This is a genomic window from Pseudoalteromonas luteoviolacea CPMOR-1, assembly GCF_001625685.1.
In the GTDB taxonomy this organism is placed as follows: Bacteria; Pseudomonadota; Gammaproteobacteria; order Enterobacterales; family Alteromonadaceae; genus Pseudoalteromonas; species Pseudoalteromonas luteoviolacea_K.
Genome location: NZ_AUYC01000020.1, coordinates 107100 through 132857 on the forward strand (window position 1 = coordinate 107100; position 25758 = coordinate 132857).

General features: G+C 39.7%; 21 protein-coding genes. 15 read left to right on the forward strand and 6 right to left on the reverse strand.

Annotated features, from left to right (window positions below; genetic code table 11):
- The first annotated feature begins 3 nt into the window (after positions 1-3).
- From betA to N473_RS07625, 6 genes are all read left to right on the forward strand, one after another.
- Positions 4-1656: a choline dehydrogenase gene (gene betA / locus N473_RS07600; protein WP_063367393.1), complete on the forward strand. Its 1653-nt coding sequence runs from the start codon at positions 4-6 to the stop codon at positions 1654-1656.
- Between the two features lie 171 nt (positions 1657-1827).
- Entirely contained in the window at positions 1828-3045 is a 1218-nt protein-coding gene (locus N473_RS07605) for a BCCT family transporter (protein ID WP_063367394.1), read from the forward strand.
- Positions 3046-3047: 2 nt separating this feature from the next.
- Positions 3048-3743: a TorF family putative porin gene (locus tag N473_RS07610; protein ID WP_063367395.1), complete on the forward strand. Its 696-nt coding sequence runs from the start codon at positions 3048-3050 to the stop codon at positions 3741-3743.
- Positions 3744-3891: 148 nt separating this feature from the next.
- Positions 3892-4446, forward strand: a complete 555-nt coding sequence (locus N473_RS07615) for an elongation factor P hydroxylase (protein ID WP_063367396.1) — start codon at positions 3892-3894, stop codon at positions 4444-4446.
- Positions 4436-5557 carry an ATP-NAD kinase family protein gene (locus N473_RS07620; protein ID WP_063367397.1) on the forward strand — a complete coding sequence of 374 codons (1122 nt, stop codon included), beginning with the start codon at positions 4436-4438 and terminating at the stop codon, positions 5555-5557. Before N473_RS07615 ends, N473_RS07620 begins: the two co-directional genes overlap by 11 nt.
- Positions 5558-5570: 13 nt before the next feature.
- Positions 5571-5849, forward strand: coding sequence for a YfcL family protein (locus N473_RS07625; RefSeq protein WP_063367398.1), 279 nt, complete (start codon positions 5571-5573; stop codon positions 5847-5849).
- A gap of 55 nt (positions 5850-5904) precedes the next feature.
- Here the strand turns inward: N473_RS07625 and N473_RS07630 are convergent, their stop codons facing one another.
- Both N473_RS07630 and N473_RS07635 read right to left on the reverse strand, forming a co-directional pair.
- Positions 5905-7116: an NRAMP family divalent metal transporter gene (locus tag N473_RS07630; RefSeq protein WP_063367502.1), complete on the reverse strand. Its 1212-nt coding sequence runs from the start codon at positions 7114-7116 to the stop codon at positions 5905-5907.
- A 275-nt stretch (positions 7117-7391) separates the two neighbouring features.
- The gene (locus N473_RS07635) at positions 7392-8267 is read right to left on the reverse strand and encodes a LysR family transcriptional regulator (protein ID WP_063367399.1); all 876 of its coding nucleotides are present in this window, start codon (positions 8265-8267) and stop codon (positions 7392-7394) included.
- Between the two features lie 122 nt (positions 8268-8389).
- Here N473_RS07635 and N473_RS07640 point away from each other — a divergent pair, with 122 nt between their 5' ends.
- The 4 genes from N473_RS07640 (at position 8390) to N473_RS07655 (ending at position 11897) form a co-directional block, all read left to right on the forward strand.
- Entirely contained in the window at positions 8390-9358 is a 969-nt protein-coding gene (locus N473_RS07640) for an aldo/keto reductase (protein WP_063367400.1), read from the forward strand.
- Between the two features lie 36 nt (positions 9359-9394).
- Positions 9395-9883 carry a hypothetical protein gene (locus tag N473_RS07645; RefSeq protein ID WP_063367401.1) on the forward strand — a complete coding sequence of 163 codons (489 nt, stop codon included), beginning with the start codon at positions 9395-9397 and terminating at the stop codon, positions 9881-9883.
- A 415-nt stretch (positions 9884-10298) separates the two neighbouring features.
- A complete protein-coding gene (locus N473_RS07650; RefSeq protein WP_063367402.1) occupies positions 10299-11351 on the forward strand; it encodes a hypothetical protein in 1053 nt (350 codons plus the stop codon).
- Positions 11352-11513: 162 nt separating this feature from the next.
- Positions 11514-11897: a nuclear transport factor 2 family protein gene (locus N473_RS07655; protein ID WP_063367403.1), complete on the forward strand. Its 384-nt coding sequence runs from the start codon at positions 11514-11516 to the stop codon at positions 11895-11897.
- Between the two features lie 77 nt (positions 11898-11974).
- Here the strand turns inward: N473_RS07655 and N473_RS07660 are convergent, their stop codons facing one another.
- Entirely contained in the window at positions 11975-13981 is a 2007-nt protein-coding gene (locus N473_RS07660; RefSeq protein ID WP_081221013.1) for a spermidine synthase, read from the reverse strand.
- Between the two features lie 136 nt (positions 13982-14117).
- Here N473_RS07660 and N473_RS07665 point away from each other — a divergent pair, with 136 nt between their 5' ends.
- A complete protein-coding gene (locus N473_RS07665; RefSeq protein ID WP_081221014.1) occupies positions 14118-16112 on the forward strand; it encodes a winged helix-turn-helix domain-containing protein in 1995 nt (664 codons plus the stop codon).
- A 239-nt stretch (positions 16113-16351) separates the two neighbouring features.
- On the opposite strand, the gene N473_RS07670 is transcribed toward N473_RS07665, so the two are convergent.
- Positions 16352-18055: a cell envelope integrity protein TolA gene (locus N473_RS07670; RefSeq protein WP_063367405.1), complete on the reverse strand. Its 1704-nt coding sequence runs from the start codon at positions 18053-18055 to the stop codon at positions 16352-16354.
- Between the two features lie 551 nt (positions 18056-18606).
- Positions 18607-19488 (reverse strand): TolB family protein, encoded by an 882-nt coding sequence (locus tag N473_RS07675; RefSeq protein ID WP_063367406.1) that lies wholly within the window; start codon positions 19486-19488, stop codon positions 18607-18609.
- Positions 19489-19957: 469 nt separating this feature from the next.
- Here N473_RS07675 and N473_RS07680 point away from each other — a divergent pair, with 469 nt between their 5' ends.
- Entirely contained in the window at positions 19958-21268 is a 1311-nt protein-coding gene (locus N473_RS07680) for a cysteine hydrolase family protein (RefSeq protein WP_063367407.1), read from the forward strand.
- A 114-nt stretch (positions 21269-21382) separates the two neighbouring features.
- Here the strand turns inward: N473_RS07680 and N473_RS07685 are convergent, their stop codons facing one another.
- Positions 21383-22579 (reverse strand): helix-turn-helix domain-containing protein, encoded by a 1197-nt coding sequence (locus N473_RS07685; protein WP_063367408.1) that lies wholly within the window; start codon positions 22577-22579, stop codon positions 21383-21385.
- Positions 22580-22733: 154 nt separating this feature from the next.
- Between N473_RS07685 and N473_RS07690 the strand changes: the two genes are divergently transcribed.
- From N473_RS07690 to N473_RS07700, 3 genes are all read left to right on the forward strand, one after another.
- The gene (locus tag N473_RS07690; RefSeq protein ID WP_063367409.1) at positions 22734-23168 is read left to right on the forward strand and encodes a DUF6326 family protein; all 435 of its coding nucleotides are present in this window, start codon (positions 22734-22736) and stop codon (positions 23166-23168) included.
- Positions 23169-23260: 92 nt separating this feature from the next.
- Positions 23261-24661, forward strand: coding sequence for an FG-GAP repeat domain-containing protein (locus N473_RS07695; RefSeq protein ID WP_063367410.1), 1401 nt, complete (start codon positions 23261-23263; stop codon positions 24659-24661).
- Between the two features lie 382 nt (positions 24662-25043).
- Positions 25044-25379: a hypothetical protein gene (locus N473_RS07700; RefSeq protein WP_063367411.1), complete on the forward strand. Its 336-nt coding sequence runs from the start codon at positions 25044-25046 to the stop codon at positions 25377-25379.
- Positions 25380-25758: the final 379 nt, after the last annotated feature.

Genomic DNA, 25758 nt, shown 5'->3' on the forward strand with positions numbered 1-25758 from the left:
CTCATGTCAACATTTGATTATATTATTGTTGGGGCCGGTTCTGCAGGTTGCGTGTTAGCAAATCGTTTATCTAAAAACCCTAAACATAAAGTTTTGCTATTGGAAACTGGTGGTTCAGATAAAAGTATTTTTATCCAGATGCCGACGGCGCTATCAATTCCTATGAATACCGATAAATATGCGTGGCAATTTCATACCGAAGCTGAACCTTTCTTAGATAACAGAAAAATGCATTGCCCAAGAGGAAAAGTGCTTGGCGGTTCATCTTCTATCAATGGCATGGTTTATGTGCGGGGCCATGCTAAAGATTTTGATGAATGGGAAGCCAGTGGCGCACAAGGTTGGAACTATCAAACTTGTTTACCCTATTTTAAAAAAGCTGAAACTTGGCTTCACGGAGAAAATGCATATCGAGGTGGAAATGGCGAGCTAGGCGTCAATAACGGGAATGATATGGCTAACCCTTTGTATGGCGCTTTTGTGAAAGCGGGAGAGCAAGCGGGTTACCCGGTTACCGATGATTACAACGCCGAGCAGCAAGAGGGTTTTGGGCCAATGCATATGACGGTAAAAGATGGTTACCGTAGCTCTACCAGCCGCGCTTATTTAGACCCTGTGAAAAACCGCAAAAACTTAACTGTTATCACAGGTGCGCTAGTGAGTAAGGTCTTGTTAGAAGGGAAGGAGGCAACAGGTGTTGAATATACGTATAAGGGTGAGAGTGTCTCCGCGCGAGCTAATAAAGAAGTTATTTTAAGCGCAGGTCCTATTGGCTCTCCACACATTCTGCAACTGTCAGGAATTGGCGATACCGATACGTTAGAAAGGGCTGGGGTAGAAGTAAAGCATCACCTGCCGGGGGTCGGCTTAAATCTACAAGACCACTTAGAGTTTTATTTTCAGTACAAATGCAAGCAACCCATTACACTCAACGGTAAGTTAGGGGTATTTTCTAAAGGGTTAATCGGCGCGCAGTGGTTACTGAATAAATCCGGGTTGGGTGCAACTAATCATTTTGAGTCTTGTGCATTTATTCGCTCTAAGGCGGGTATTGAATGGCCTGATATTCAGTATCACTTTTTACCAGCAGCTATCCGATATGACGGCAAATCCGCATTCGATGGTCATGGTTTTCAAGTACATGTTGGTCATAATAAGCCAAAAAGTCGTGGCTCAGTATTGATCCAATCTTCCGACCCCAAAATGGCACCTAAGATCCAATTTAACTACCTACAACATCAAGATGATATTGAAGGGTTTAGAGCCTGTGTACGTTTGACGCGAGAAATCATTTCGCAACCAGCTTTTGATGCATTTAGAGATGGAGAAATCCAGCCAGGTGAACACATTCAAAGTGATGAAGAAATCGATGAGTTTGTTCGTCAAGCGGTAGAAAGTGCTTATCATCCATCTTGCTCATGTAAAATGGGTGAAGATGAAATGACCGTTGTAGATTCTCAAACGAAAGTGCATGGTCTCAAAGGCCTTAGAGTGGTCGACTCTTCCATATATCCTACTATTCCTAACGGCAACTTGAATGCGCCTACCATTATGGTTGCAGAAAAAGCCGCAGATTTAATCTTAGGCAACACTCCATTACCAACCAGTCAAACCAGTGTTTATACACCCCAAAACTGGCAAGAGCAACAGCGTTAATTTTAGTGGTTTCGTCTGTACCTTTACCTCGAAGGTAAGGTATTCATTTGCTTAGACGATTGCATGATTTATATCAATTGACGTAAATCATGCAACTTATGCAAACGACATAATAACAACCTTATATAGGGAAAAACATGAGTTACTTTTATTTATTTTGGGAGGGCGACAATGACCATTTGGCTTAATGCAGGTGTTCTTTTTACCCTACTTTCCATTACATTCATCCTATACAAATGGGGAAGTGTCCAAGTTGTTGGCACCACACCTGTTAAAACTTTTACTTTTATTGCAATATTATTTACTTCGGGGCTTGATGTCGGTTTAGTCATGTTCCCGTTAACTGAGTTTGCTGGTTACGCAGACATAAACACAAGCCCAGAATATGGATTTACCAACCCATTGGCCATTGAGTTTGGCTATTGGGGCTTTTTGATCTGGGGGTTTTATTTCCTTACCTGTTTTTATTTCTGCGTAATTGAACCTAAAGTTCAATTTTTTGAAATTCCGTTGGTGAAGCTAGTTAATAATATCGTAATTATAGGTACTTGTGCGTTCACAGCTTATCTCTTGCTGTCAAATCTACCCTGGTATTTACCCAGTGTCGGGGATGGTGAGTCAGTTGTTACTGAGTTTTATCTTATTGTCTTTGCTGCCATTTCTTTGGCTGTTTATTCAAGTACAAACATCAAATATGTAAAGCTATTAAGTATTTCGACTACCTGGGTGTTTATTGGTCTGATTGTTTTACTTTGGGTAGACGCCTTTATCTTTGGTGACAGTCCTTTCGGAGCCTATTTTAATAACTTAGCAATGATGGGTAATTACTTCGCTAATATGCACCAGTTTGTATTACCACTGAACGATTATCATGAATTTTATTTATTTTGGTGGTTTGCATGGAGCATCATGATAGGCCAATTTACAGCACGGTTTGTCGGTGGCTTAACTACTTATCAGGTACTTGCTGCAATGCTTGTTTTCCCATCTATTCCAATCGCTGCATGGTTTGCCGTCCTATATCACTATCATGAAGCTGGTATTGCAACCGATGGTTTAATTAACTTTGCCATGGTATTTGTGGGTGTAGTATTTGTGATCAATTCGTTAGATTCACTAATCAGGTTATATACAGACAATTTAAACTTAACGGTTAAGCGCATAGGTAAGCGCAATTATGTGTTAATTAATATTACAGCGCTTTCGTTACTTACACTCTTGTTCCAGTTGAATTTTTTACAGATCCAGTGGGTTGGGGCGGTAGTGATTGCGATTTTCTTTGTGTGCTTTGGGTTTATCGTACTGAAAAAACGACGTGAGGTTTCAGAGATAGAGGGTTCACCGAAAGATAATGAAATCGATTTTAACAAAATAAAAACAGTGAGTTAATTATGAAAGCGTCAAATAAAGTGTCAGCCTTCTCTTTGCTGATATGTTCAAACTTTGCAATGGCTGACTGGAGTACGACGCTGACCGCAGTGTCTGATTACACTTTTAATGGTGTTAGTCAAACGCAGAACGACCCTGCGATACAAGCAAGCTTAGACAAAGCTTTTGAAGGTGGTGTTTATGCAGGTTCTTGGGCATCTAATGTTGATTTTGGTGATACTGACATTGAGTGGGATTTCTATCTTGGCAAATATGTTGAGCTTGACGAGCAATGGAGTGCTGATTACGGCATCGCTTATTACTCTTACCATGGTGCGAGCGAGTCAAGCGACGGAAATTACCCAGAAGCTTATGCTAAATTTGGTTACAGTAATGCATTAGGTCAGACCGAGTTTAACTTTTGGTATAGCTGGGATTATTTTGGCGAAGGTGCTGGCCATGTGATAGCAATGGTGGCACATACGGTTGAAGTCGCGCCAAATCATACACTCAGAGCCAGTATTGATGTATCTAACTCTTTGGATGGTGATAAATGGTTGTGGCAAGGTGATGAAAAGTCATACTATCATTATCGACTTGCTTACCAAACAAGTTCAGATAAATTTAATATTGAAATATCGGCTGAAAACACCAGTTTAGACTTTGATACCGCTGATGAAAGAGTGGTTGTATCAGTGTCTAGAACATTTGCGCTATAACACTAAAGTTGATTAATGTGCGCCAAGGAGGGCGTTCATATAGTTCTCTAGCCATCTAAAGAAACATTTTAAATTTGTAGCTTTTTACTTTCATATCAAAAGTCCGTACAATCAGCGCCCATTGAATGACCGCGCTTTATTGGCGTTTATGCACCAAATATCTGACCTAAAAAATATATTCGATACACAATTTGCAGACTCTCACAATACCCGTTTAGTGAAAGGGGATGTTGAGCCTATTTATCTGCCTGCTAACAATACGTGTTCACATCATCAGGTGGTTTTTGCTCATGGGTTTTATGCCAGTGCCCTGCATGAAATAGCGCATTGGTTAGTTGCGGGTGATGCGCGTCGCTTATTAGAAGATTATGGCTACTGGTACTGCCCTGATGGCCGTGATAAATCACAACAAGCTGAATTTGAAAATGTTGAAGTCAAGCCTCAAGCCATTGAATGGGCTTTGAGTGTGGCAGCTGGTTTTGATTTTAATGTATCGGTAGATAATTTAAATGGCGAACAAACTTGTCGTTTTAGTTTTCAAAAGCGGGTTTATCAGCAAGTTTTAGTGCTATTAGATAGTGGCTTTAATTGTCGTACTGAGCAGTTACTAAAAGCTTTGTCGGCGTTTTACAAAACGCCTTGGCCATTACAAAAAGAACAGTTTTCTTGGGATTGCCCACAGGAGTTAGAAGATGTCATTTAAACTTGGTTTAATTGTAAACCCTGTTGCAGGGTTAGGTGGTTCAGTGGCCTTGAAAGGCAGCGATGGTGCAGACACAGCACAAAAAGCATTGGCACTGGGCGCAGAACCCAAGTCTAATAATCGAACAAAGCTTGCGCTAGAACAGTTAGTGCCTTTTCAGGAGCGTATGCAAGTGTATACGGCATCTGGTGAGATGGGTGAGCGTATAGCAAAAGAGCTTGGTTTTGATACACAGGTTATTTTTACTGTCAATGAGCAAACAACCGCACAAGATACAGAGGATGCCGCAAAAAAGTTAATTGAACAGGGTGTTGATTTGATCTTGTTTGCTGGTGGTGACGGTACGGCACGAAACATATGCTCAGTGGTAGATGACAAAGCGCCTGTTTTGGGTGTGCCTGCTGGTTGCAAGATCCACAGTGGTGTGTATGCCATTACGCCAAAAGCTGCAGGCCGAGTGGTTGAAATGTTGATCAAAGGTGAGCTAGTTACCTTAGCTGAAGCAGACGTTATGGACATCGATGAAGCTGCATTCAGAGCGGGGACAGTAAAAGCAAAACGCTATGGCGAAATGCAAGTTCCCAGTGAAGTTCGTTATGTACAGAGTGTTAAAAATGGCGGTAAAGAAAGCGATGAATTGGTTCTGGCTGATATTGCCGCATTCGTTATCTCTGAAATGGATGAAGAAGTTCGTTATATCATGGGATCTGGCTCGACGGTTGAAGCTGTGATGGAAGAGCTTGGCTTGGAGAACACCTTATTAGGGGTTGACTTGATCCAAGATCATGCTCTGTTAGGGCAAGATTTAACTGCGAAACAACTGCTTACGCTCACCAAAAACCAACCGACTAAATTAGTGATCACCTTGATAGGTGGCCAAGGCCATATTTTTGGACGAGGCAATCAGCAGTTGAGTCCTGAATTAATCCGGCAAATTGGTAAAGAAAACATTATTGTAGTTGCAACAAAGCGCAAGCTACAAGCATTAGATGGTCGTCCATTGATAGCAGATACGGGCGATCAAACACTTGATGATGAATTGAGTGGTTATATTAAAGTCGTCACAGGATACAATGATCATGTGATGTATGCCGTTGGGCATCAAGAATAAGTGAGGAGACGAAATGTCATTTGAAACCTATGTAGAGGCTGCACAGCAGTTTTTTGATGAATTAGTTGATCGTGCAGATGATGATGAACTCTTTGCTGGTGGCTATTTGCGAGGTCATTTTGATTTGGCTGTGGGCTACGCTCAAGTTGAGGAGCTCAATTTACAACCAGAAGAGTTAAATACGAAGATAGAAGAAAGCCTTGTAAAAGCCTACCGCAATGGCGAGCTAACAGATGAAGATAAAGAGCACGTTGTTAGTATTTGGGAGCAAGTCAAGGCATTAGCTGCGTAATATATTGTCACTCATGACACATGATCATGAGTGACTTTTATTTATACGGTTTACGTTATATAACCCAGCGCCATACCACAAACAATAGCGAAAACGAGACGAGGTATATTAGTCCCAACGTGGATAACACTTTGACGGGTTTAGGCAATGACTCGTATATCTCTCCTTTGATCAAAGATAAGTTGAGCCAGGCAAAAAATGGCGTGGTTAAAAAGGCCATGGTCATCGCAAACATTAACATCTCTTTTAAGTTGCCTTTAAAGAATAAAACAACAATCATACCTAGAGCAGATTGAAGTCCTATTAATAAGGATAAACTGTGCTTGTAATCATGTGGCTTAATGATTTTGAGAGACTCATCTAATGTTCTAGCGTAGCCATCTAACACCGTGATGGTTGTGCCGAACATACATAAAAATGCCACAACAGCAATTAGCCAACGAGACCATTCACCTATTGTCATCGCATACATGTCAATAAGTTGCTTTGAGAATGCTACGCCTGCCAATTCAATCTTTTGCTCTTGACCATATTGAAGCAGCACACCGAGTGCGAAAAACACTAATGCGAGTATCAGCATCATGGCGTAACCGAGGTTAAAATCAAACAAGCTTTGCTGTCTGGTGAGTTTAGCTGTTTTTAATTTACTCTTTAGCCACAGAGAGTTGATTGCAGAGACTTCAATTGGGGCGGGCATCCACCCCATCAATGCAACCATAAAGCCCAATAATGCCAATTCATAGGGCGAGGGGGCCTCTTGCGGCGTAGGGTGCGCTGGGCCATTCATTAATGCAACAATGAAGGCTGCGGCTGTGGCAATGCACAAGAAGACCATGATCACCTTACTTGAGTTATCCAGCAGCTTATAATGACCAAAGATGAGAATGCCTAAACATACAAACAGCAGTCCAAAACTCAGCGTTGTTAGTGATAAATCACCGGGCAATATATATTGCAAAAGCGCTGCGGTAATCAGTAGTACACCGGCTGTGTTGACAACGGCTGCGAGTAGATTGACGATGAAAAAGAGATAAAAAAGAGAAGGGTTTTTATCTTTGTAGCCTTGCACCAAGCTCTGGTTAGTGCGCAGGGTATATTCTACGCCAAAGCGAAAAAATGGGTATTTGAGTACGTTGACAGCAATAATTAACCAAAGTAGCTGCCAACCAAAAAGCGCACCTGCTTGAGTTGCTGCAACAAGATGAGAGCCTCCTACTGATGCCGTGGCCATCAATATACCAGGCCCAAGTGCCTGACTTTTAGACATAATGCTTGATAACACGTGAGATCCTTGTTTTTGATTGTTATGGTAACGTGTTAAAAAAATTATCCAAGTGAAATTTACGATTAAAAGATTCATAAATTATGAAACGCGCGTCGCGCGGATACACTCGAAGGTGCAGCGTGCAGTGCAAAACTTAAGTTGTGAGGAAAATGACTCTCCACGTTCGTTTATCATGTTTCAGGCTCGCCAGAGGTTATATATAAGGGTTATATTAGATGGGGTTAGTGGCAGGCCTTACCAGCATGTTCCTTCAAAAATTACTCTGTCTTCAGGGTAAAATAGCTTTTGATAAAGCCAATGAATGTTTTGATTTTATGCGCTTTTTGGCTTGATTGAGGGTAAAAAAGATACATCCCATTTTGTGGAGATTGGTATGCCTTTAGCACCTCAACCAGTTGTCCATTGTCCAATTGTGTTTGTACAAAGTAGTCTGCGATACGGATAAGTCCTGCACCTTCAATAGCATATTGTTTGATGAGCATATTGTCATTACTAGACATCCAACCATTCACCATCACGTGTGTATGTTCAAAATGCCATTTAGATTGTCCATTGGCAACGATGCAGGCGTGCGCTGTGAGGTCACGGGGTTGGTTGATATGAGCATGGCTATTTAAGTAACTGGGTGATGCGACAATAATATGTCTATAGTCAAATAGCTTGATGGCAACCATATCAAGCGGAGGAGACACCGTTGCCCTAAATGCGACGTCGTAGTCTTTGTCATTTAAATTGTGTGTTGTATAGCTAGCATTAATAGAAAACTCCACCTTAGGGTAGCGTTTCTTAAACTCTGCACAGAGCTTTGGCAGATAGATTTGCGCAAACATACGTGGCGCAGTAAGCCGAATTATACCTTCGACTTTTTCTGTATTGACGCTGCGCTCAAGTTCGAACAATTGACCTCTGATCGATTTTCCTTGTTCAAATACTTGTTGGCCATATTGGGTAAGTTTCACACTTCGCGTTGTTCTTACCAACAATGGTGCATTAAGGACTTGCTCAAATCGTTTGATTTTATCTGAGAGCTGACCTTTGGAGATCCCAAGTGCTTTTGCGGCTTTTGTGTAGTTAAGTTCTTCAGCTAGCTTCACAAAAAGCAGCAGCAATTCAATGCGTTTATGTTCATTCATTCTATTTTTCCATAATTAATTGTTCATATAAATGAACACAGATTTCAATTTTAAATGCTTTTATTCAAAATATAGGACAATATCATATAACCAGATATGTTTTACGACTAGCTGGAATAAGTATGAAAACGAACTTACCGATTCAAAAGTATTTTCCGACAGTAGGCCCAATTGCCTATGGGTGCATGGGACTAGGCGGGCAAGGCCCACACGTTTTAGACGCTGATGTATTGCAAGCGCATAAAGTCATTGATTGTGCCTTAGAGTCAAATATTCACTTTTTTGATCATGCTGATATTTATCGAGATGGTCGAGCTGAACGCGTATTTGGCAGAGTATTATCTGAAAGACCTGAATTGAGATCACATATGGTCATTCAATCTAAATGTGGGATAAGAAAGAAGAATAAGGAGCATGTGGGCCTTTATGATTTTTCTGCCGATTGGGTGCGACAATCAGTGGATGGGATTTTGGGTCGTTTAAACTTGGAATATTTAGATGTACTGATGTTGCATAGGCCTGATCCCCTTATGGACGTGGAGCAACTGGCCATGCAGCTAATAGAACTTAATAAGCAAGGAAAAATCAAACACATAGCTGTATCCAATATGAACCTCCACCAGATCTCATTCTTACAAAGGGAGTTAGACTTGCCCATCGTTGCTAACCAAATAGAAATGAGTTTAGCAAAGCTTGATTGGTTGGATGATGGTGTAATGGTCGGCACCCAAGGCAACAACTTGGTTGACTTTGTAAGTGGTACAATCGAGTACTGTCAAAGCAACAATATTCAGCTACAAGCCTGGGGAAGTTTGGCAAAAGGGCAATTTTCTGAACACGGGTTATACTCTGATGAGCTAAGAGTACGAAAAACCACGGAATTAGTTAAAACACTGGCAAATAAGTATCAAGTGAGCGGGGAGGCAATCGTACTGGCGTTTTTATTACGTCATCCAGCTAAGGTTCAGCCAGTGATTGGTACAACCCATGAGAAAAGGATAAAAAATGCGACACAGGCAATCGATATTTGCCTTGAGAGACATGATTGGTTTGACTTATACGTGACCTCAAGGGGGAATCCTTTGCCCTAAGTAAAATAGTGAGATCATAGAGCGAGGGGTATAACTATGACAACACATCCATTTGATACGTTTCAGACTGAGTCTGGGTATACGTTCTTTTTAACGCCATGTCCTGGCACTAAGGGCGTTGCACTCTTTTCTTCCTTGAAGCAACTAAAAGAGGCTAATGTAGCAGGCGTGATCACACTGATGAGTGATGAAGAGCTCATTCAAAGTGGTGTCACTGGGTTACAAGCAGGTTGCGCTAGTGTGGAATTGTACTGGTGGCAATTTCCAATGCCTGATGATGGAGTACCAAATGAAGAGTTTAAGCTGCGTTGGCAAAAGCATTTGCAGCATATATTACATGTCATAACGCAAGGGCAGACTGTGGCGGTGCATAGTAAAGGCGGTTCTGGTAGAACGTGCTTAATGCTTGGCTTGCTCTTATTGGCACTTGGTCACACTAAAGCACAGTCAAAAAGATTAGTAACAACCGTATGGCCTGACGCGTTAACTAAGTCTCCCCAAGCTCAATTCTTTGACCACTTCTAATCTATAGGTATTGGATTGTCGCGACTAATCTAATACCTATAACTCTAAGCAAAAATACCTGTCATATCTGGCATACAATCCAAAATTTATATTAATATATTGATTTTAAAGTATTTTTATAATTTTCATTGTTCTGTTTTTCAATTTTATTAGATGTAAAAATCATCAAGTGGTCGTATCAGTCGGCTAACTTTATGAAATTAGTAGACTAACTAGCTATTTTGAGCTGAGTTGTTCCTTTTATGATGTAATACCAAAAGCTCATTTTTAAAGCTTTTAGTAGAGCTTTTGTTTAGATATTGGTAATAATAACTGCAACTTTTGACATGGTCACTTGCTGAAAATTGGTACTTTGGTACTGGCTATCCAGGGATGCTTGCTTATGACAGCTCGACACACACCGCTGGAGTGTTTTATGCAACTATTTGAAACTGATACTGCTCGTTTAACGAATGGCGCACGTCCATTAGCAATTTACGTGCTTTTTACCTTGTTATTATTATTATTAACGCTTGTAAGTTTTCCCAGTAAAGCCTTGGTGGTGATGTCTGGTGAATTAGATAAGCATTTAAAGTCTTACAATTACGGTACAAAAGCAGACAACAAGTGGGTCCAGCCAAGCCATCAGTATCAAATGCAGTTTCAGATGTTATTTGAAGCGTTTCATCAGCAAAATTGGCCAATGGCCAGTGAGCTTGCAAACGACTTAGACTATCAAGTCATTCAGTTTAATGATGTAGATACAGATAAAACATATTATTTACTGCAGGAGAAGCATCAACTGCCAAGCGATAAGTTTATTGGTGGTGGGACCTATGTACTCAATACTTCGGGCACCAACGCTGTGTTACAGGCTCCGCACCCAAAAAGAGACTCTTTTACGGGTACGCAAGCGATAGACGCTTTTTTATATACACAAACAAAGTTGCTTATGCTAGCTGGCACACGACGAGACAGCAGCCATGAGATCAGTGAGTGTACAGGTACAAATTACTCAGCCAGTGATGTTGCGCATCAAACCGAATCTTTGTTTCAAGTGGTGCATGAATACATGAGTGATTATGACTTAGCCACTGTTTTTATTCAGTACCATGGTTTTGGCAAAACAACACGAGCAAAATTACAAGCTCAGTGTGGCACCGATAATGATTTAATGCTTAACCTGAGTGAAACAGTCCGTTATTCAACAAATCCTAATGAACATAGTATTTTGCACTCTATACGTCGAAGTGTAGAAGATGAGGGGGTGATCAAGGCATGTGTGTATGGCAATGATACGAAAAGCTTAGGTGGCACTTGGAATGTGCAAGGTCGTCATAGTAATGACTCTGTTGATAGCTGCCACAAAAGTGCTGAGGCATCGTCAAAACGTTTCATTCATTTAGAGCAAAGTTATGGTGTTAGAAAGTACCATCGCGCTGCAATGCAAAGACACCTTAAAGTGGCTTTGGACGAATATTTTCAATAAAACAATCTCCCAGTCAGTAAACCGAGTTGCTAAAGAGCATTCACGGCTCTTTAGCAACTTTTATACTTCCAGTCACTTATCTTGATTTGATCCTTTGATTTTTTAGTGCTTTGTCTGTAGGTTGATATTTAAACAGCTTTTTAAAAAGATAAGGATGTTAAAATGCTAGAGCGCGACAAAACAGCACTCATCAATCAATATATTGAGCGTTACAATGCGTTTAATATTGAGGGCATGCTGTCGTTATTTGATGATAGCATTGTGTTTGAAAATGAGTCTAATGGTGAGGTGAATGTCAGGGCCGAAGGTAAGCAAGAGTTTGAAGATCTTGCCAATGAGTCTGCAAAACTGTTTAGTCAAAGAAAGCAAACAGTGACTCATTGTATTGTCAACGACACAATGGCACAGATTGACATTGATTATTTAGGCGTACTCGCGGTAGATTTGCCAAATGGGCTGAAAGAGGGCGATGAGCTTAAAGTACAAGGTAAATCTTACTTTGAATTTAAACATGACAAAATTAGTTATATTAAAGATGTAAGCTAGACAATATGCAGTGAATAGCCTTCGTGTAGCCATATATTTCAGTGGCTACACGAAGTTTTATCAAAATGGATCTAAGCTCACAACTTTATATAGGGTAATAAACTGTGCTTTTCATCTGTCCATAGTGTTGTTAATTGGTTTCTAAATGTATACCTATCTACGTGAGTAGATATCGGCATTGATTTAAGAAATGCCTCATTGTTTGTCATGATGACCCATTTAGAGCCCAACTGAGAGTTTTCATTTCCTTGAGAGTCAAAAAGCAATAGTGACTTATTAAACCGTAAGCTTTGGCTCGCCATAACAGGCATGAGATCAATATGATTATTGGAAATATGCATGATTAATACACCATTATTGTGCATTCTTTGCCAATATAGCTCAAATGCTTCAAGGGTGAGTAAATGCGTTGGGATCACATCACTTGTAAATGCATCAATAACAATCGTATCGAGTTGAAAGGCGCCTTGGGCGATCTCTTTAGCAACCAGTTGTCGACCGTCACCTATCTTAACGTTGATATCGGCAAAACTATTATCTAGATAGCTGAAATACTGTTTAGCGATGTGGAAAACCGCTGGGTTTAATTCATAGAAAGTGATGGTGTCATGTTCTTTACCATACTGTGCAAGCACTCCTGCACCTAGGCCAATAATCCCCAAATTTATAGGACCATTTACTTGTAAGGTCTCAATGGCTTTAACAATACCTGTATTTTCGTGGTAATAGCCTGAGTCTGGGCTTGTATCCTCTATTAATTCGTAACCATGAATGGTTGTTCCATCTATGAGGCGGCGTTCAATGATGTTGTTAATCGTGATGTCTTTAACCGTGAGTATCCCATAGAAGTTCCGTTCGGTGGTCACGTTAAGCTTTGTGTACGTGTTATTTAGCAGCATGAAGCCACAAGCAACTGATATAAGTATACTTATGTGTCCGAGTTTCATGTATTTAGATATAGAGCTCTGGGTGTAGTGATATACATGTAAAGAAAAAATTGCGATGAGCGTGATAGGATATTCTATTGGCAGGTTAAAGGTCAAAGGCGCTAAAACTGAGCCTGTTAAACTCCCAAGCACACTGCCAAAAGCGATACAAACGTAGAATGAAGTCATTGAATTTTGGTTAGGGGCAATTCGTCTAAGTGCTCTGTGACAGCTCAATGTGCAAATAAATAAGATGATCGCATACATGCTCAATTGAGCGACAGCATTAAATTTGCTACCTAAAAAGTACATCAAAATGCCTGCCAATGTTGCAAACATCAAAGCTGGATAGGTGTAAAAGCTGCGATTTTTCACAGCAAGAGAAAAAGCAATGATAAAGGTGATTAAGTAAATCGCTAAAGGCATAACCCAAGTTAAAGGCATTGGCGGTATGTTAACGTTCATCATAAAAGTGGTAGAGCTCAAAAGCAGGGAGCTCAGTGCTGCTAAAGTGATACATCTAAGCGGGTTATTAAAAATATCTGAGGTTGGCTTTATTTGGTTTAGAGGTGTTTTTTGAGACATTTTGGGTATGAGCAATGCCGTAAGCGCGAAAAACAACGCCACGAACACCAGCAAAGCTAAAAACCAAAACTCTTTGAGTGTGGTGAGCCCGAAGTAAACTTCAAACATAAAGGGAAAAGTAAGCAAAGCGACAAGAGAGCCAAAGTTTGAGAGTGCATACCAGTGATAAGGTACTGGGCTTTGGTTTATCAAACAGTACCATTTTTGTAGCAATACGGATGTAGTACTTAACATGATAAAAATGGGGCCTATTTGAGCGGCAAGAGACACAACCACTGACCAAATAGGGGGTAACATACCAAGTATGTTTTTCTCAACGTTTGTATATGTAACGGCCACCGCCATGATTAACAAGGTTAGGTGTAGTGCAACTTGCCATTGTAGTTGTAAGTGACGGATAGCGTGGATGTATAAGTAGCCCAATAACACGCACGTCTGGAAGAAAAATAAGCCAGCAGACCAAACAGACGCGCCTCCGCCAAATTGAGATAATTGTTCTTTAGATAAAATAGGTTGAATTTGAAACAACAAAAATGCACTGAGTAAAATTATTAAGGTAAAGAGTACTGCCATGATTCGCTCTTGTTTTTTTGTTAAGTGAGCGGGCAGCGTGCATTAAAGCGTACTATTTATGCTATAAAATCTTGCTAGAGATTGCCTTAAGAAAAGCTTAGTATATGAATCGTAAGCTTATTTAGGAGTCGCTGAGTTGAAGTTAGAAATAGGGAGCTATCACGTAGATGCTAAACGGTGTCAAATTACTGGTTTTAACGAGGTCACCAATATTGAGCCGAAAGTCATGGAAGTGTTGGTTTACTTGTATTCCCATAAAGGGGAGGTGGTAAGTCAGGAAGAGATTTTTAGTGCAGTGTGGCCTAAAGCAATATTTAACCCAAGTTCAGTTCAACGATGTATCGCTATACTCAGAAAGGCCTTTGATGACGATGCAAAGCAACCAGCTCTTATTATTACTCATCCCAAAAGAGGGTATAGTTTGGACGTACCCAGCCCTAAATTAAACACTTTTAGGCTCGTTTTGAGCAGTGGTATTGCGTTTTTGATAATTGCAGCAGTGTTCATTTCAATCTTTTTAAATCAATTGCCTCATAAAAACGACTTTTCAGAGCTGCTGCCTATTAGTAGTAGTTCAGGGAATGAATTTGCATTTATGATGTCACCCAATGGCTTGTATATTGCGTTTATCCGAGAAGTGGAAAACACGAAACATATATGGATCAAACAACTTGATACAGGCGTGGAAAAGCGCGTTTCTCGCCAGTCGGCAGATTATTTAAGTTTGGGGTGGAGCCCAAATGGTAATGGATTGGTATTTACAATAAGAGAACAGGTTGGTTCATCATTACAGTTTACCACACTGGACCTGGTTTCGATGATTCCCCTTGAGCAAGAGGAGGCGTATCGCACCACGGAGCATGTGATCTCGAGCCATAGGTTAGATTGGGCGACTGATAATATGGTTTATTTTACCGAAAAACATCGGGCAAGCAGTGATACACAGCTCGTTTCATATAACCTCAGCACAAAGAAAAAGCATGTTTTGCACCAATCTATACGATCGGATTGGCTCTTAATGCAATCACTATCCCCTGATGAAGCTTTTATAGCTTTAGGTTTTGAAGCCGGTCAAAATAAGTATCGAGTGGACTTACTTGAACTAGGTAGTGGACAACTGAAAACGCTTGTGATGATTGAAGATGGTTTAAGTGGGCTCAGCTGGCACCCTAATGGAAAAAGCATATTGTTGAGTAAACGCAATGAAATACTCTCTGTTGATCTGCAAGGGAGTGTATCTAAGTTACCGTTTAAAAATTATCAAATTGTACGAGATGCAACTTACTCAAACAGCGGGAAAGAAATTTTCATGGAGCTTGTGAAGGTGGATGTCGATATTTTAAGCGCGGAGCGAGAAAATATTAAGAATTTAACACCCTTAGTTAACTCCTCATCGGTAGACTTTTTGCCTGTATTCTCACCCGACCCTACTGTGTTTGTATTCGAGTCACATCGTTTTGGTCAAAAGCAATTATTTATATATGAGCAGGGCCAAGAGCGACTATTATTTAAAAACCCAGACAATGTTGAGCTGTTTGGTATTGCGTGGTCAAAAGATGGTAAATCTGTATTTACGGCGAGTAAAGATACAATATTCCGCATAGAGGTTGCATCCAATAAAATGGAAGCGATCCCACATACGCACAGTTCTTTTTATCTTCGCGAAGCATATCATCACAGTGATGCTTTATTGGTATCTTATCGCTCACCGAATGGTAAAGGGTTTCACGCAGCAAAATTCGATTTGAAAACAGGTGAATTGAAAGAGTTCGAAGCTAAAGGTAAGAGGTTATCATGTTATTCAATGGGGTTGGATGAATTGGATAATATATACTTTTCGAATGCGTCAGCAGTATTTAAGCGCGGTGACGCTGGTGAAGTTGAACGTATTTGGCAATCACCAGAAGCAGGAATAATCGGTCTGACGACCGAATCAAATACACTTTTTGTCACTTTAGAGCAGGGGAATCAGTACAAACTGGTTGAGCATGATTTATTGTCTGGTAAAACAGATATGACATGGATTGGTAATAAAGATGGCAAAATGCTCATCAATGCTGCACATGACTACTCGCAGTTTTTGTATCTCACTGAGCCAACACGTCAAAAGCATTTAGCGCGATTGAGATAAAAGAGCAAATGTTTAGATCTTGGCTTACACAATGACCCATTTGCAAGAATGAATATCTGTTTAACCAACCTGTTTTCTTGTTATATTTTCAAGTTACAGCTTTTAGTATGTCTACTTAAGATACCTTTTAGATTGCGTGAATGTTATTTTGAGTGTGAAAGTTCAAAGCAAAAAGGCTTTACAAACGTTATTGTAAAGCCTTTGGCAGTGTTGCATTGACCGCTTTTAAGAAAGCATATTTAAATCAATGGTAAACCGCCAACAAGTAGGTGTAGAACGCCTATAGCAATGGCTGCTAACCCGATTTGCTCTTCATAAGGCATTATCATCTCCTTGAATTTTGCAATCGGCTTTATTTGATTAACCTTAGCGTCATTTTTAAGTAGTAGTACGCCACTAGCAATTGCTGCTGCTTGAGTTAAACCGCCGCCTATGATTGGAGAAAAAGACAATAAATCGGTCAAGAAATCAAAGATCCCCAATCCAATCACAGCGTATCCGACATACAATGATTGCCCTTCAATGGTTGACACTGTTTTGCCTATTTGAGGTACTTTAGTCAATACTCTAGATTTGGCGATGAGTAGCCCTGACGACATCAATGTAAGAGCCAGCAAAAGTTGGTTTAAGCTAAAAGAGAATGCCCCTGAGTTAGCCTGCAACGCGTCTTCTCTTGCTTGTTCCATGTTAGCTTGTGCTTGAGCTTGCTGTTCTTCTCTTTGTGCTTTAAGTTCGGCTTGCTGCTCTTCTCTTTGCGCTTTAAGTTCGGCCTGCTGTTGCTCTCGCTCTAATCGAGCTTGCTCTTTCTTTTGTTCAGCTTCTAGCTTTGCTTGTTCTCTTTTAGCCTTTGCTTCTGCTTGCGCGATACGCTGTTGTTCTTTGCGCTTTGCTGCCTCTTTAGCTCTTTGCTCTTTTTCTGCTTTTTTCTTTGCTTCAGCAGCAAGACGCTGCTTTTCTTTCTCTCTTTTACGTATTTCTTTTGGATCTTCAGGATAGTTAACATTTTCGGCCAATTTATTTAGATCCGCGGTGCTTTTTAAAAACCAATTCATACCGGTATCACTGTAAATAGCATCTACATCGTTGCTCAGTTGGCGTCCAGTCCTGACAACTTTTCCATCTTTTACTTGAAAGGTATATGACTCAACAGGGATAGTTTTATCTTTGTAGGCGATAATGAGATACTCACCATCCTCCATGCTAGAGACAGCTATGCGGCCCCCTCGTTCTTCATGTGGCTTTGTAAAGCTAACGCCTGTGAATTTAAGACGCCCTTCATAGGCTTTCATTGAGCCGTGGCCTTCACCAATGACATTATTTTTATAAATAAGGTGAAAGTCTAGGCGAGTACCGCCTGGCGCGCTATCAAGGGTATTTGGTGCGGGTTTTATTAGCTCTAATGAACTTGACTGCCATATATCCATCCGGGCTTCACCAATAGCTGCATAGTCATCCCATAAACTTGCAACTTTTAAGTTTTTCTCCTGTTTTACAAATTCATTCTTTTCAAGAGCAAACTCATAGGTTTGAAACAGTGAACCTTTATGATAGAAATTCATAGTATAAGCTTTAGGATCCATGTCTATATATTGATAGCCGTGCATAGAGCCTTCTCCGGTACAGCTCAAAAAGCGCGTGTTGCCGGGGTCTTCTTCCGAATAGTCTACATTTGTATTACACAACCAAGCTGCATGCTTTGTTCCGTTTTTGTCTAGCAGCTTTACCTCAACTGTGTTTTTGCCTTCTTTTATGTTGGTGACTTTAACGTCGCCAAGAGACAGCCTAAACTTATTCGCATTCGTTGATTCATCATTTTGTTGAAATGAAATGCCTTCAAAGTAACTGTGAAGGTCAACTTGATAAGGTGCAGCCAGAACAGCGTTGCTGTGTATTGTAGTAAGTGCCGATAATCCATATAGCGACGAAAGTAATAGCTTTTTCACTGTGAATCCTTTTGTAAATATATTAGCTATGACATTAAATGAGTTTGAATTTTAGTCGATTTTTATCAGGTAAGTCTACATGGTAGGTGATTATATTAATATTATAATATACGCATTGAAGGGCTTTGCTTAGAGGGAATATTAAAACTGTAATTAAGAGGGGAGATGCAAAAATTATGAATTATATAATATTAATTTGACATTGAAATGAGAGTGTTTAAGCGAGTCTATGCATTGCCATTATTGCTTGGCTTACTTTTAAATTATTGTTCGTAAATCTGAACTATTTTAAATATAACAACACTTAACTGTGACCTACACTTCCTTATCTTCCTTTGGATGGTATAGGGTGTTCAAGTTCACATCTATTTAGTAGCTTATAAAAATCCAAATTACACTAGTATTGGTGAATGTGTAATAAAAACCGTATTTAATTATGTGTTATTTTTGATGTTAGTGAGAGCAGCTATAAAAATAATAAGTGAACCTGAGCTAAACATAATTAGGCCGCATTCAATACGACCTTAAAAATCACTCTAAATTTTACCAAGTTACCTTTTAGTATAACGTTGAGTTTTAAGCACTTTAATGAAATTGGAATCTACCCAATAAATATCACCATTTCCCGCACTGGTCGTTCTATTGAAAAAGAAGTATTTTCCATCAGGAGACATATAACCGCCTGCTTCACCAGCGTCAGTATTCACTGTCGGTCCTAAATTAAGCGCTTTACCCCAACTCCCGTCAGGCTCTCGAAAACTGATATAAAGATCAGTGTCCCCATAGCCTCCATCTCTTTCTCCATCCCAAATAATATAACTGTCATCAGGGGCGATAAATGGATGCGCATTCCATTTACCGGTATTAATTTGTGCAGGTAATGGTTTTGGTGCTTGCCGTACACCATTTTTTACCTCAGAGATCCTAAGTAAATCACCATTTTTATAATCATCGAGGATATAGGTACCTGAAGATGATGAAGATAAACGCATAATGCCCCAATCCTTGTTATCGAACATCGGACCTAAGCTTCTGATTTGTGACCAGCCTGAGTCTGTTCTACTAATATATTTATTGCCAAGGTGTAAGGTATTACCATCTGGCGAGAGAGTGGGGCGGCCAACTCTTGGCGCTAATGTGGAACCATACCAGCGATTGTTTTTTTGCTTGTACGTCATGGTCCACCACTTGTTAGTATCAGCATCCATTCGCGTAAAATAGAGTTCTTTCAAATCTGGCGTAAACGAAATCGTGTACTCTCTGTCTTTCGATGTGCTTAATATCCTAGGCGCAAAGATTTTGGCTGTTTGCCCTGGTGGTGTTTGTCCTAAGTAAGGTCCATATATTCTAGTGTCGAGCTCCTTGGCCATAATTGAGCTGGTGGCAAAAATTGAGTTTGTAGCAATTAAAAAGCAGTACATTGTTTTTATCATATGTTCTCCGATTTGGTCGTGTTGATTTTGCTTTCAATAAGGAGACTTTACCTGAGCTGACTTGAATGGCTTGAAGTTAAAATGACTTTTGCTTGATGTATGGGTTTTTTATAAAGTAAGTTTATATTTCAGTGGCTTATAGGTTTTTAGAAAGGGTGGATTGACGTTTGCGTTGGTCTAGTACTGAATGATCGCATACATATCGCACAATCCGAGGTTGACTTGTATCGAAGTGCTCAGAGTATGTCTGTCTTTTAATTTTCTCATGTCACTTATTGCGTTTCAGCTCACTTATTTTTGAGCGTTTTTATCGCTTGCTTTTAATCTAACCGCTTAAAAGCAAGCAAGAAAGGCAGAAATCGCTTGATTTATCCTCGCTTGACTTTGTTAACAAAACGTTTAAGTATCGATGGCTGTTTAAATATTAACCGTTAACTTGCTTTGAAAAGGATAATTAAATAGGTGATTTATGAAAAAGTCTTTATTAGTACTGTCATTGGCGTTTGGACTGTCGGCTTGTAACATTGATGAAAGGCTGCAATTAGCTCATGAAACCAAAAAAAGTGAACACGTTCATTTGAGCGCTCAAAATACGGGGTTGCTCATCATTGATGCTCAAAAAGGATATGTGATGGACAGTGACGACTTTTGGGTCAAGGTCTTCTATCCAGAGCTGGAAATACCAGCGCAAAATGTCGACCCTCAGTTGCATTCTAGCATTGACCGAATCGCACAGTTGGCACAAAAAGCCAATGATTTAAATATGCCAACTGCCATTACATATGAAGCCTTCGAAACCGATATGGGTTTAGATTATACGCCCTATATAACGCGTATTGAGCAAGCACTTGATGAAAATACGCAAAGCTATTTTAAGCAGACGTTTAACTCAACACGTGAAGTAGATATACATGCGGCAATGCAAGCTTGGTCAGATGTTGGTATTTCGCGGGTGGTTGTTGCGGGTGCAGAAACAGATGTGTGCGTCATGCAGACCGTGTTAGGGCTTAAAAAAATGGGCTTTGATGTCTATTTAGCTAGTGACGCGACGTTTTCGACAGAGATTTATGAACGTCCCACTTTCAAGCGGTTACAGCAAGCTGGGGTTAAGTTAGCAAAGGCCAGTGAAATTATGGAGTCGATGCAATCTAAGGACAAATTGATCTACAGCCCACGCTATGCAGTTGGAAAAAGAGATGAGCTGTATCAAGGTGAACGACATAAAATGGCGATGATCAATTTTAATATGGATGACGTAAGCTTAAATAAGGCGGAACATGATAATAAACCAGCCACGGAGCCTAGGTTTACATTTTTAGGTTTAGAGCAGGAGTTTTTATTTAGCTACATGCCGAGTTTTCATGTGAATAAAAAAGGTAAGCCTTACACATCAAAATATCGTAAAAATGCCAATGTTGTGAATTATAAAAATATTGACCCTGTGATTGCTGACATTAAAACGGCAGGCAAGACACAAGCGGTGATTTCTGGCGTGGTGTCTCAGTTAGGTTTGTATGATGCAGTTTATAAATTAATTGAAGCAGGGATCACCCCAATTATTTTAGAGGATGCGCTATTAGGGTCAGATGTAGACCCAATTCACTATTTGGACTACATCTATCAATTAGGCGCGGTGCCAAGCACACAAAAGTCGCATGGATATGAGATGTATGTCGAAATACAATTAGGCGATTTTACAGAAGAAGAAATTGCCGCTTACTATCAAATGATAGAGCTTAATGAAGCTGTGATCCCAGAAATCTACCCGCGTTTACGTTAGGTCTTTAACCCAAAACGATTGAAGTGAATAAGCTTGATATTACTATCAAGCTTATTCATTTTTACACGCCTATAAGACGCCATCCTATAATGCGCTCTATTCGAAGTAGGGCTTTTAACTTTTCACATGCGCTTTGCGATATTCGCTGGGAGTTTGTCCTGTTACTTGTTTAAATGCTTTATAAAAAGAAGAGCGCGCATTGAATCCTACCTCCAATGCAATATCTAGCACAGTACTGCGATTGGCTAAAATTTTAGGTTTGGCAGCCTCAATCCGCCATTGATTAACAAAATCAAAAAAGCTAACGGATAACGTTTCATTCAGCGTCTGGGATAGGTAGTTAGGAGAAACATTCAAGTGTTTGGAAAGTTTGTGTAGTGACAAGTTTGAGTCTAAATAGAGTTTGTCTTGCTCCATTGCTGAGTTTATTTTGGTAGCAATTCGCGTTGATTGCGTTTGGTCTAAAGCGGAACGTTGGTATTTCTTAGTCGCGCAGCGCTGATCATGTGTTGTGTCATCATCAGCAACGATAATTTCACTTTTATCCTGATTTATGTCATCACTCTCTAAACGCGCTAAGGCGGGCTTTTGTTGCAAACCAAAGTGGGTCATACACCATATCAAAATCAAAGAGAGGACCATTTCCGTGTTGCTATTGAATAGGGCATGATTAAACAAGCTTGAGGAAAACACAGTAATTACAGAGCATAACCATACACTTACGGCAATAAAAAGCAGCCAATTCATCCAGTTAAGATCTTTATTATCGTGATTAGAAAAAACATCTTTGAGCTTTTTACGGTATTGGTTCAATCTGCGGACAATTTTTAACAGTGTATATGCGCATTGCAACAGCCAAAGTAGCATCATAATTAAAATACCGATGAGGAGTATGCTGATAAAAGGGTCGTTGATCTCTTTATCATGTACGAAAATGGCGGTATGAACTTCTTTGGGTAAGATTAATATCATCATCGAGAGGAGTATGGCTGGTGCTATTAAAGCGTACTGTTTAAGCCATCTTTTTTTCAACTGCCAAGGGGTATCGGCAGTGAGCCCTTGAACATAAAGCCACAAAGAAGGGCAAAGCACAAACAAAGCCGGGAATGCGACGGCTGTGTAAATAGGGTAGTAAGCAGGCAAAACCGCTGAAATAGCAGAATTTAAGGCCAAAATGCCACTGGCGAGTAAAAATAACGCCAAGGGTAAGTTCATCGCATGTGTTGCTACACGCGAAAAAAGAATAGGCACACTGATACATACTTGCCCAACAATCATCATCGTTAGGATAATTTCGATAGGGTTGGCCAAACTTTGTTCCTTTTATCACTTTCCGTTGAGCGGCTCAATCAAAATAAAGTGTCCGCGCTTATAGTCTCGGACGACCTAACTATTTATAAGTTATATCGTTAAGCTCCGTCAACTACTGCCTAACTAAGGGCTCAAATTAAACAGCGGAGCGAATATGAATACGACGAAGGATATTTCTACCTCATTTGAAGATTATAAAATAAATGTAAAGCTTAAGATTTCAGCGCTATGGATAGCAGTGATGTTTTGCTATGTCTACGGTGATTACATTGAAGTGTATGTACCTGGTGTTATGTCAGAGGCGCTCTTGGTCAGTGCTGATAGGAAGGGAATTCAATATGAGTTTTTTGCTGTCGCGCTGTTAATGTCTATACCAAGTGTCATGATCTTTCTCACTTTGGCACTAAAGCCCGCTATCAACCGAAGATTAAATATCATCATCCCAGGTTTATTTGTTGTGCTACTGATAGCCCTTAATCTAGAAACTGTATGGGGGTTTTATCTTTATCTTACAGGTCTAGAAGTGCTGTTGTCTCTGCTCACTATGTGGTATGCCTGGCAGTGGCCAAGGAGTGAAATGACTCAGTAGAAATAGTAAAGAAGCAGACGAAAATAACTAGCGATAATAAATTTTATCTAATTATTACAACAAAATACGACATATTTCAACGGACTTAAGATATGAAAAAACTACTCCCTTTGGCTTTATTTAGCAGCTTGATTTACGCATATGACCCAATCGACTTACAATATAATGCCGATGGCAAGCTCATCATGTTAGACAAAGACACAGCCTTTGTGGCTGGTAATGATGAAGCGGCCTATTTGCAAAAAATCGACCTAAAAAGTAAGCAAACAAGTTTATTGGCTCTGCCAGACAAGCCAATTATGTATAGCCTTGGTAAGCTTGCAAATCACCAAGGTGCCCAAGCATTTGTGTTGACTGAGAAAGGTGTTTTTCACGCAGGGTTAACAGAAACACAGCAGCTGGTAAATACAAGTTCATTATTTACGGCTGATGCTTTTTCTTATTTTAAATATCAAACATTTACGTTAGATGTGAATGGGGATGGCCTGACCGACTTTTATTTACCCGGTATCGAAGAGCAGACCGTGTATGTGCAACAACAGAACGGAAAGTTTGCCTCTACTGTACTTCCATTACGGGCAAAAACAGAGGCTCATGTCACTGAGCAACACTTTACTGTCAGTCATACATTGCCACAGTTTCCTACACTCGCCGACATCAATGGAGATGGTATCGATGATTTGATGTTTTATGAGCAAAAAGCAGTACGATACTTTTTGGCAACCAGTCAAGGACCGAGCAAGCAATTGCAAACACTTGTTGAGATTGACAGTGAAAGTAAGCAGCGTATAGAAAAGTTAAGAGACTTTAACAATGATGGTCTTCCAGATATCCACATCATAGAGAGCCTCACTGATGATACCGATAAAGACAACGATTTAGACAGTGAAAGTATTCATCGCATTTTCTTTTCTCAGCAAACGAATAATGGGCTGGTTTTTAAAGACAGCCCAGATCTCCAACTGACTTTGGAAGAAACGAGTTCCATTGCTCACATTGGCGACTTTGATGGAGACGGAGTCAATGATTTAGCGGTGATCTCTTTTGATATTGGTTTTATGGATATTATTTCAATCGCCAGTGCTGCGATGGAAAATAAAGAGGTAACGCTTGATAGTGCGATTAGTATTTTTAAAGGTAAAAAAGACAAACAGTTTTCGAAGAAGGCGGCATCAAAGAAAAGTTTTGAGATAGCGATGAATATGAATGAGTCAAGTAGTGGAGCTGGAAAAGGGATTATTTTTAAAGATTTTAATGGTGATGGTTTAACTGATTTGCTGATTAGAGCAGACACCAATGAACTCAAAGTGTATTTTGGTGATGAAAAAAGAGGGCTATCACGAAGGGCGAAACGCATTAAGCGTTCGTTACCAAAATCTTCAAGCGATATTTATAGCCATGACCTTAACCAAGATGGAAAAGAGGAAATTGTTTTAAAGGTGAAGGACAAAAAAGAAGGCTTTAGGTTGGAGGCTATTCAAATCAGTAAATAAAGCAAATACACTTACTGGCAATAAAGAGTCACTGCCTGTTATTGATAAGCAACGATATAAACAGGCAGTGTTCAAACTTGCTCTATACATTCTCTAGATTGTGTAGAAAAAAATACTAGGCTCATTTAACCTTTATTAGTAATTTTTATTCTCTATACCTTTTTAAGTGACTATTGGCTATATGCTCCTTTTTATTGTGGTCACAAGACCTACGCATTTATTTGTTTTTCAATGAATTTATGAGAGTGTGTAACTTCTGTTGATTTAGCTATTTACTTACTCAATTTATGAAATAGAATTAGCACCTTGAGTGAGGCTCTCATCACGTATGTTGTGAGATACCTGTGATATTGCGTTAATTTACGGTTAAACAAACAGAAATATGATCAAATTTATTGAAACCACGCCTTGGTGGTTCTTAATACTTCTTTATGTCACTACGTTAGCTCTGGGTACTTTAGTGGGTGCGCCACTGGTGATCCAAGCTTATGACCTACCAAACCCTGTTGAAGTTACACGATTGTTTGTATTAGTGCCGTTAATAAAAGTACATTACTTACTTCCTTTGCTCCTCCTTGTCACTTTTGGCTTGAAGTACGTAAAAAGTAAACAAAAGAAACAACTTACGCTATCTTTCATTGTTGCAAGCATTATTCTTGTTCCCGTTATTTTCTATGGCTTACAAATCTCTGACATTTACTTGTATGCAGAAGCTTAAAATAAAGAAGTACGTTTAGCCTCAGGGCAATCTTCCATGTTTGCTGCGCTATCAAAAACCTTTGGTAGCGTCACTCCCTCTTTAATATCCATGTTTTATTATAGGTTTCATTCATATAAAGGAATGAAACAAGTTTAATGAATTGGCAGTCTAATATATGTGCGATGCATAGCACGTTTAGTGGAAAAGCCAATTTTGAAGGGACAGAGCCTACTTCACTTACACTGTAACGCAATCAACACTGGTGAAATTACACATTGTGGCAAATCACAGGTGTTAAAATGTATACTTTTTGTTTGTTTAAACAGTAATGTTAAATTTTATGTAAGTGCTTTGTTTTGTTGATTTTTTGGTGTACCTTTTTTGAGTGCTATATTTG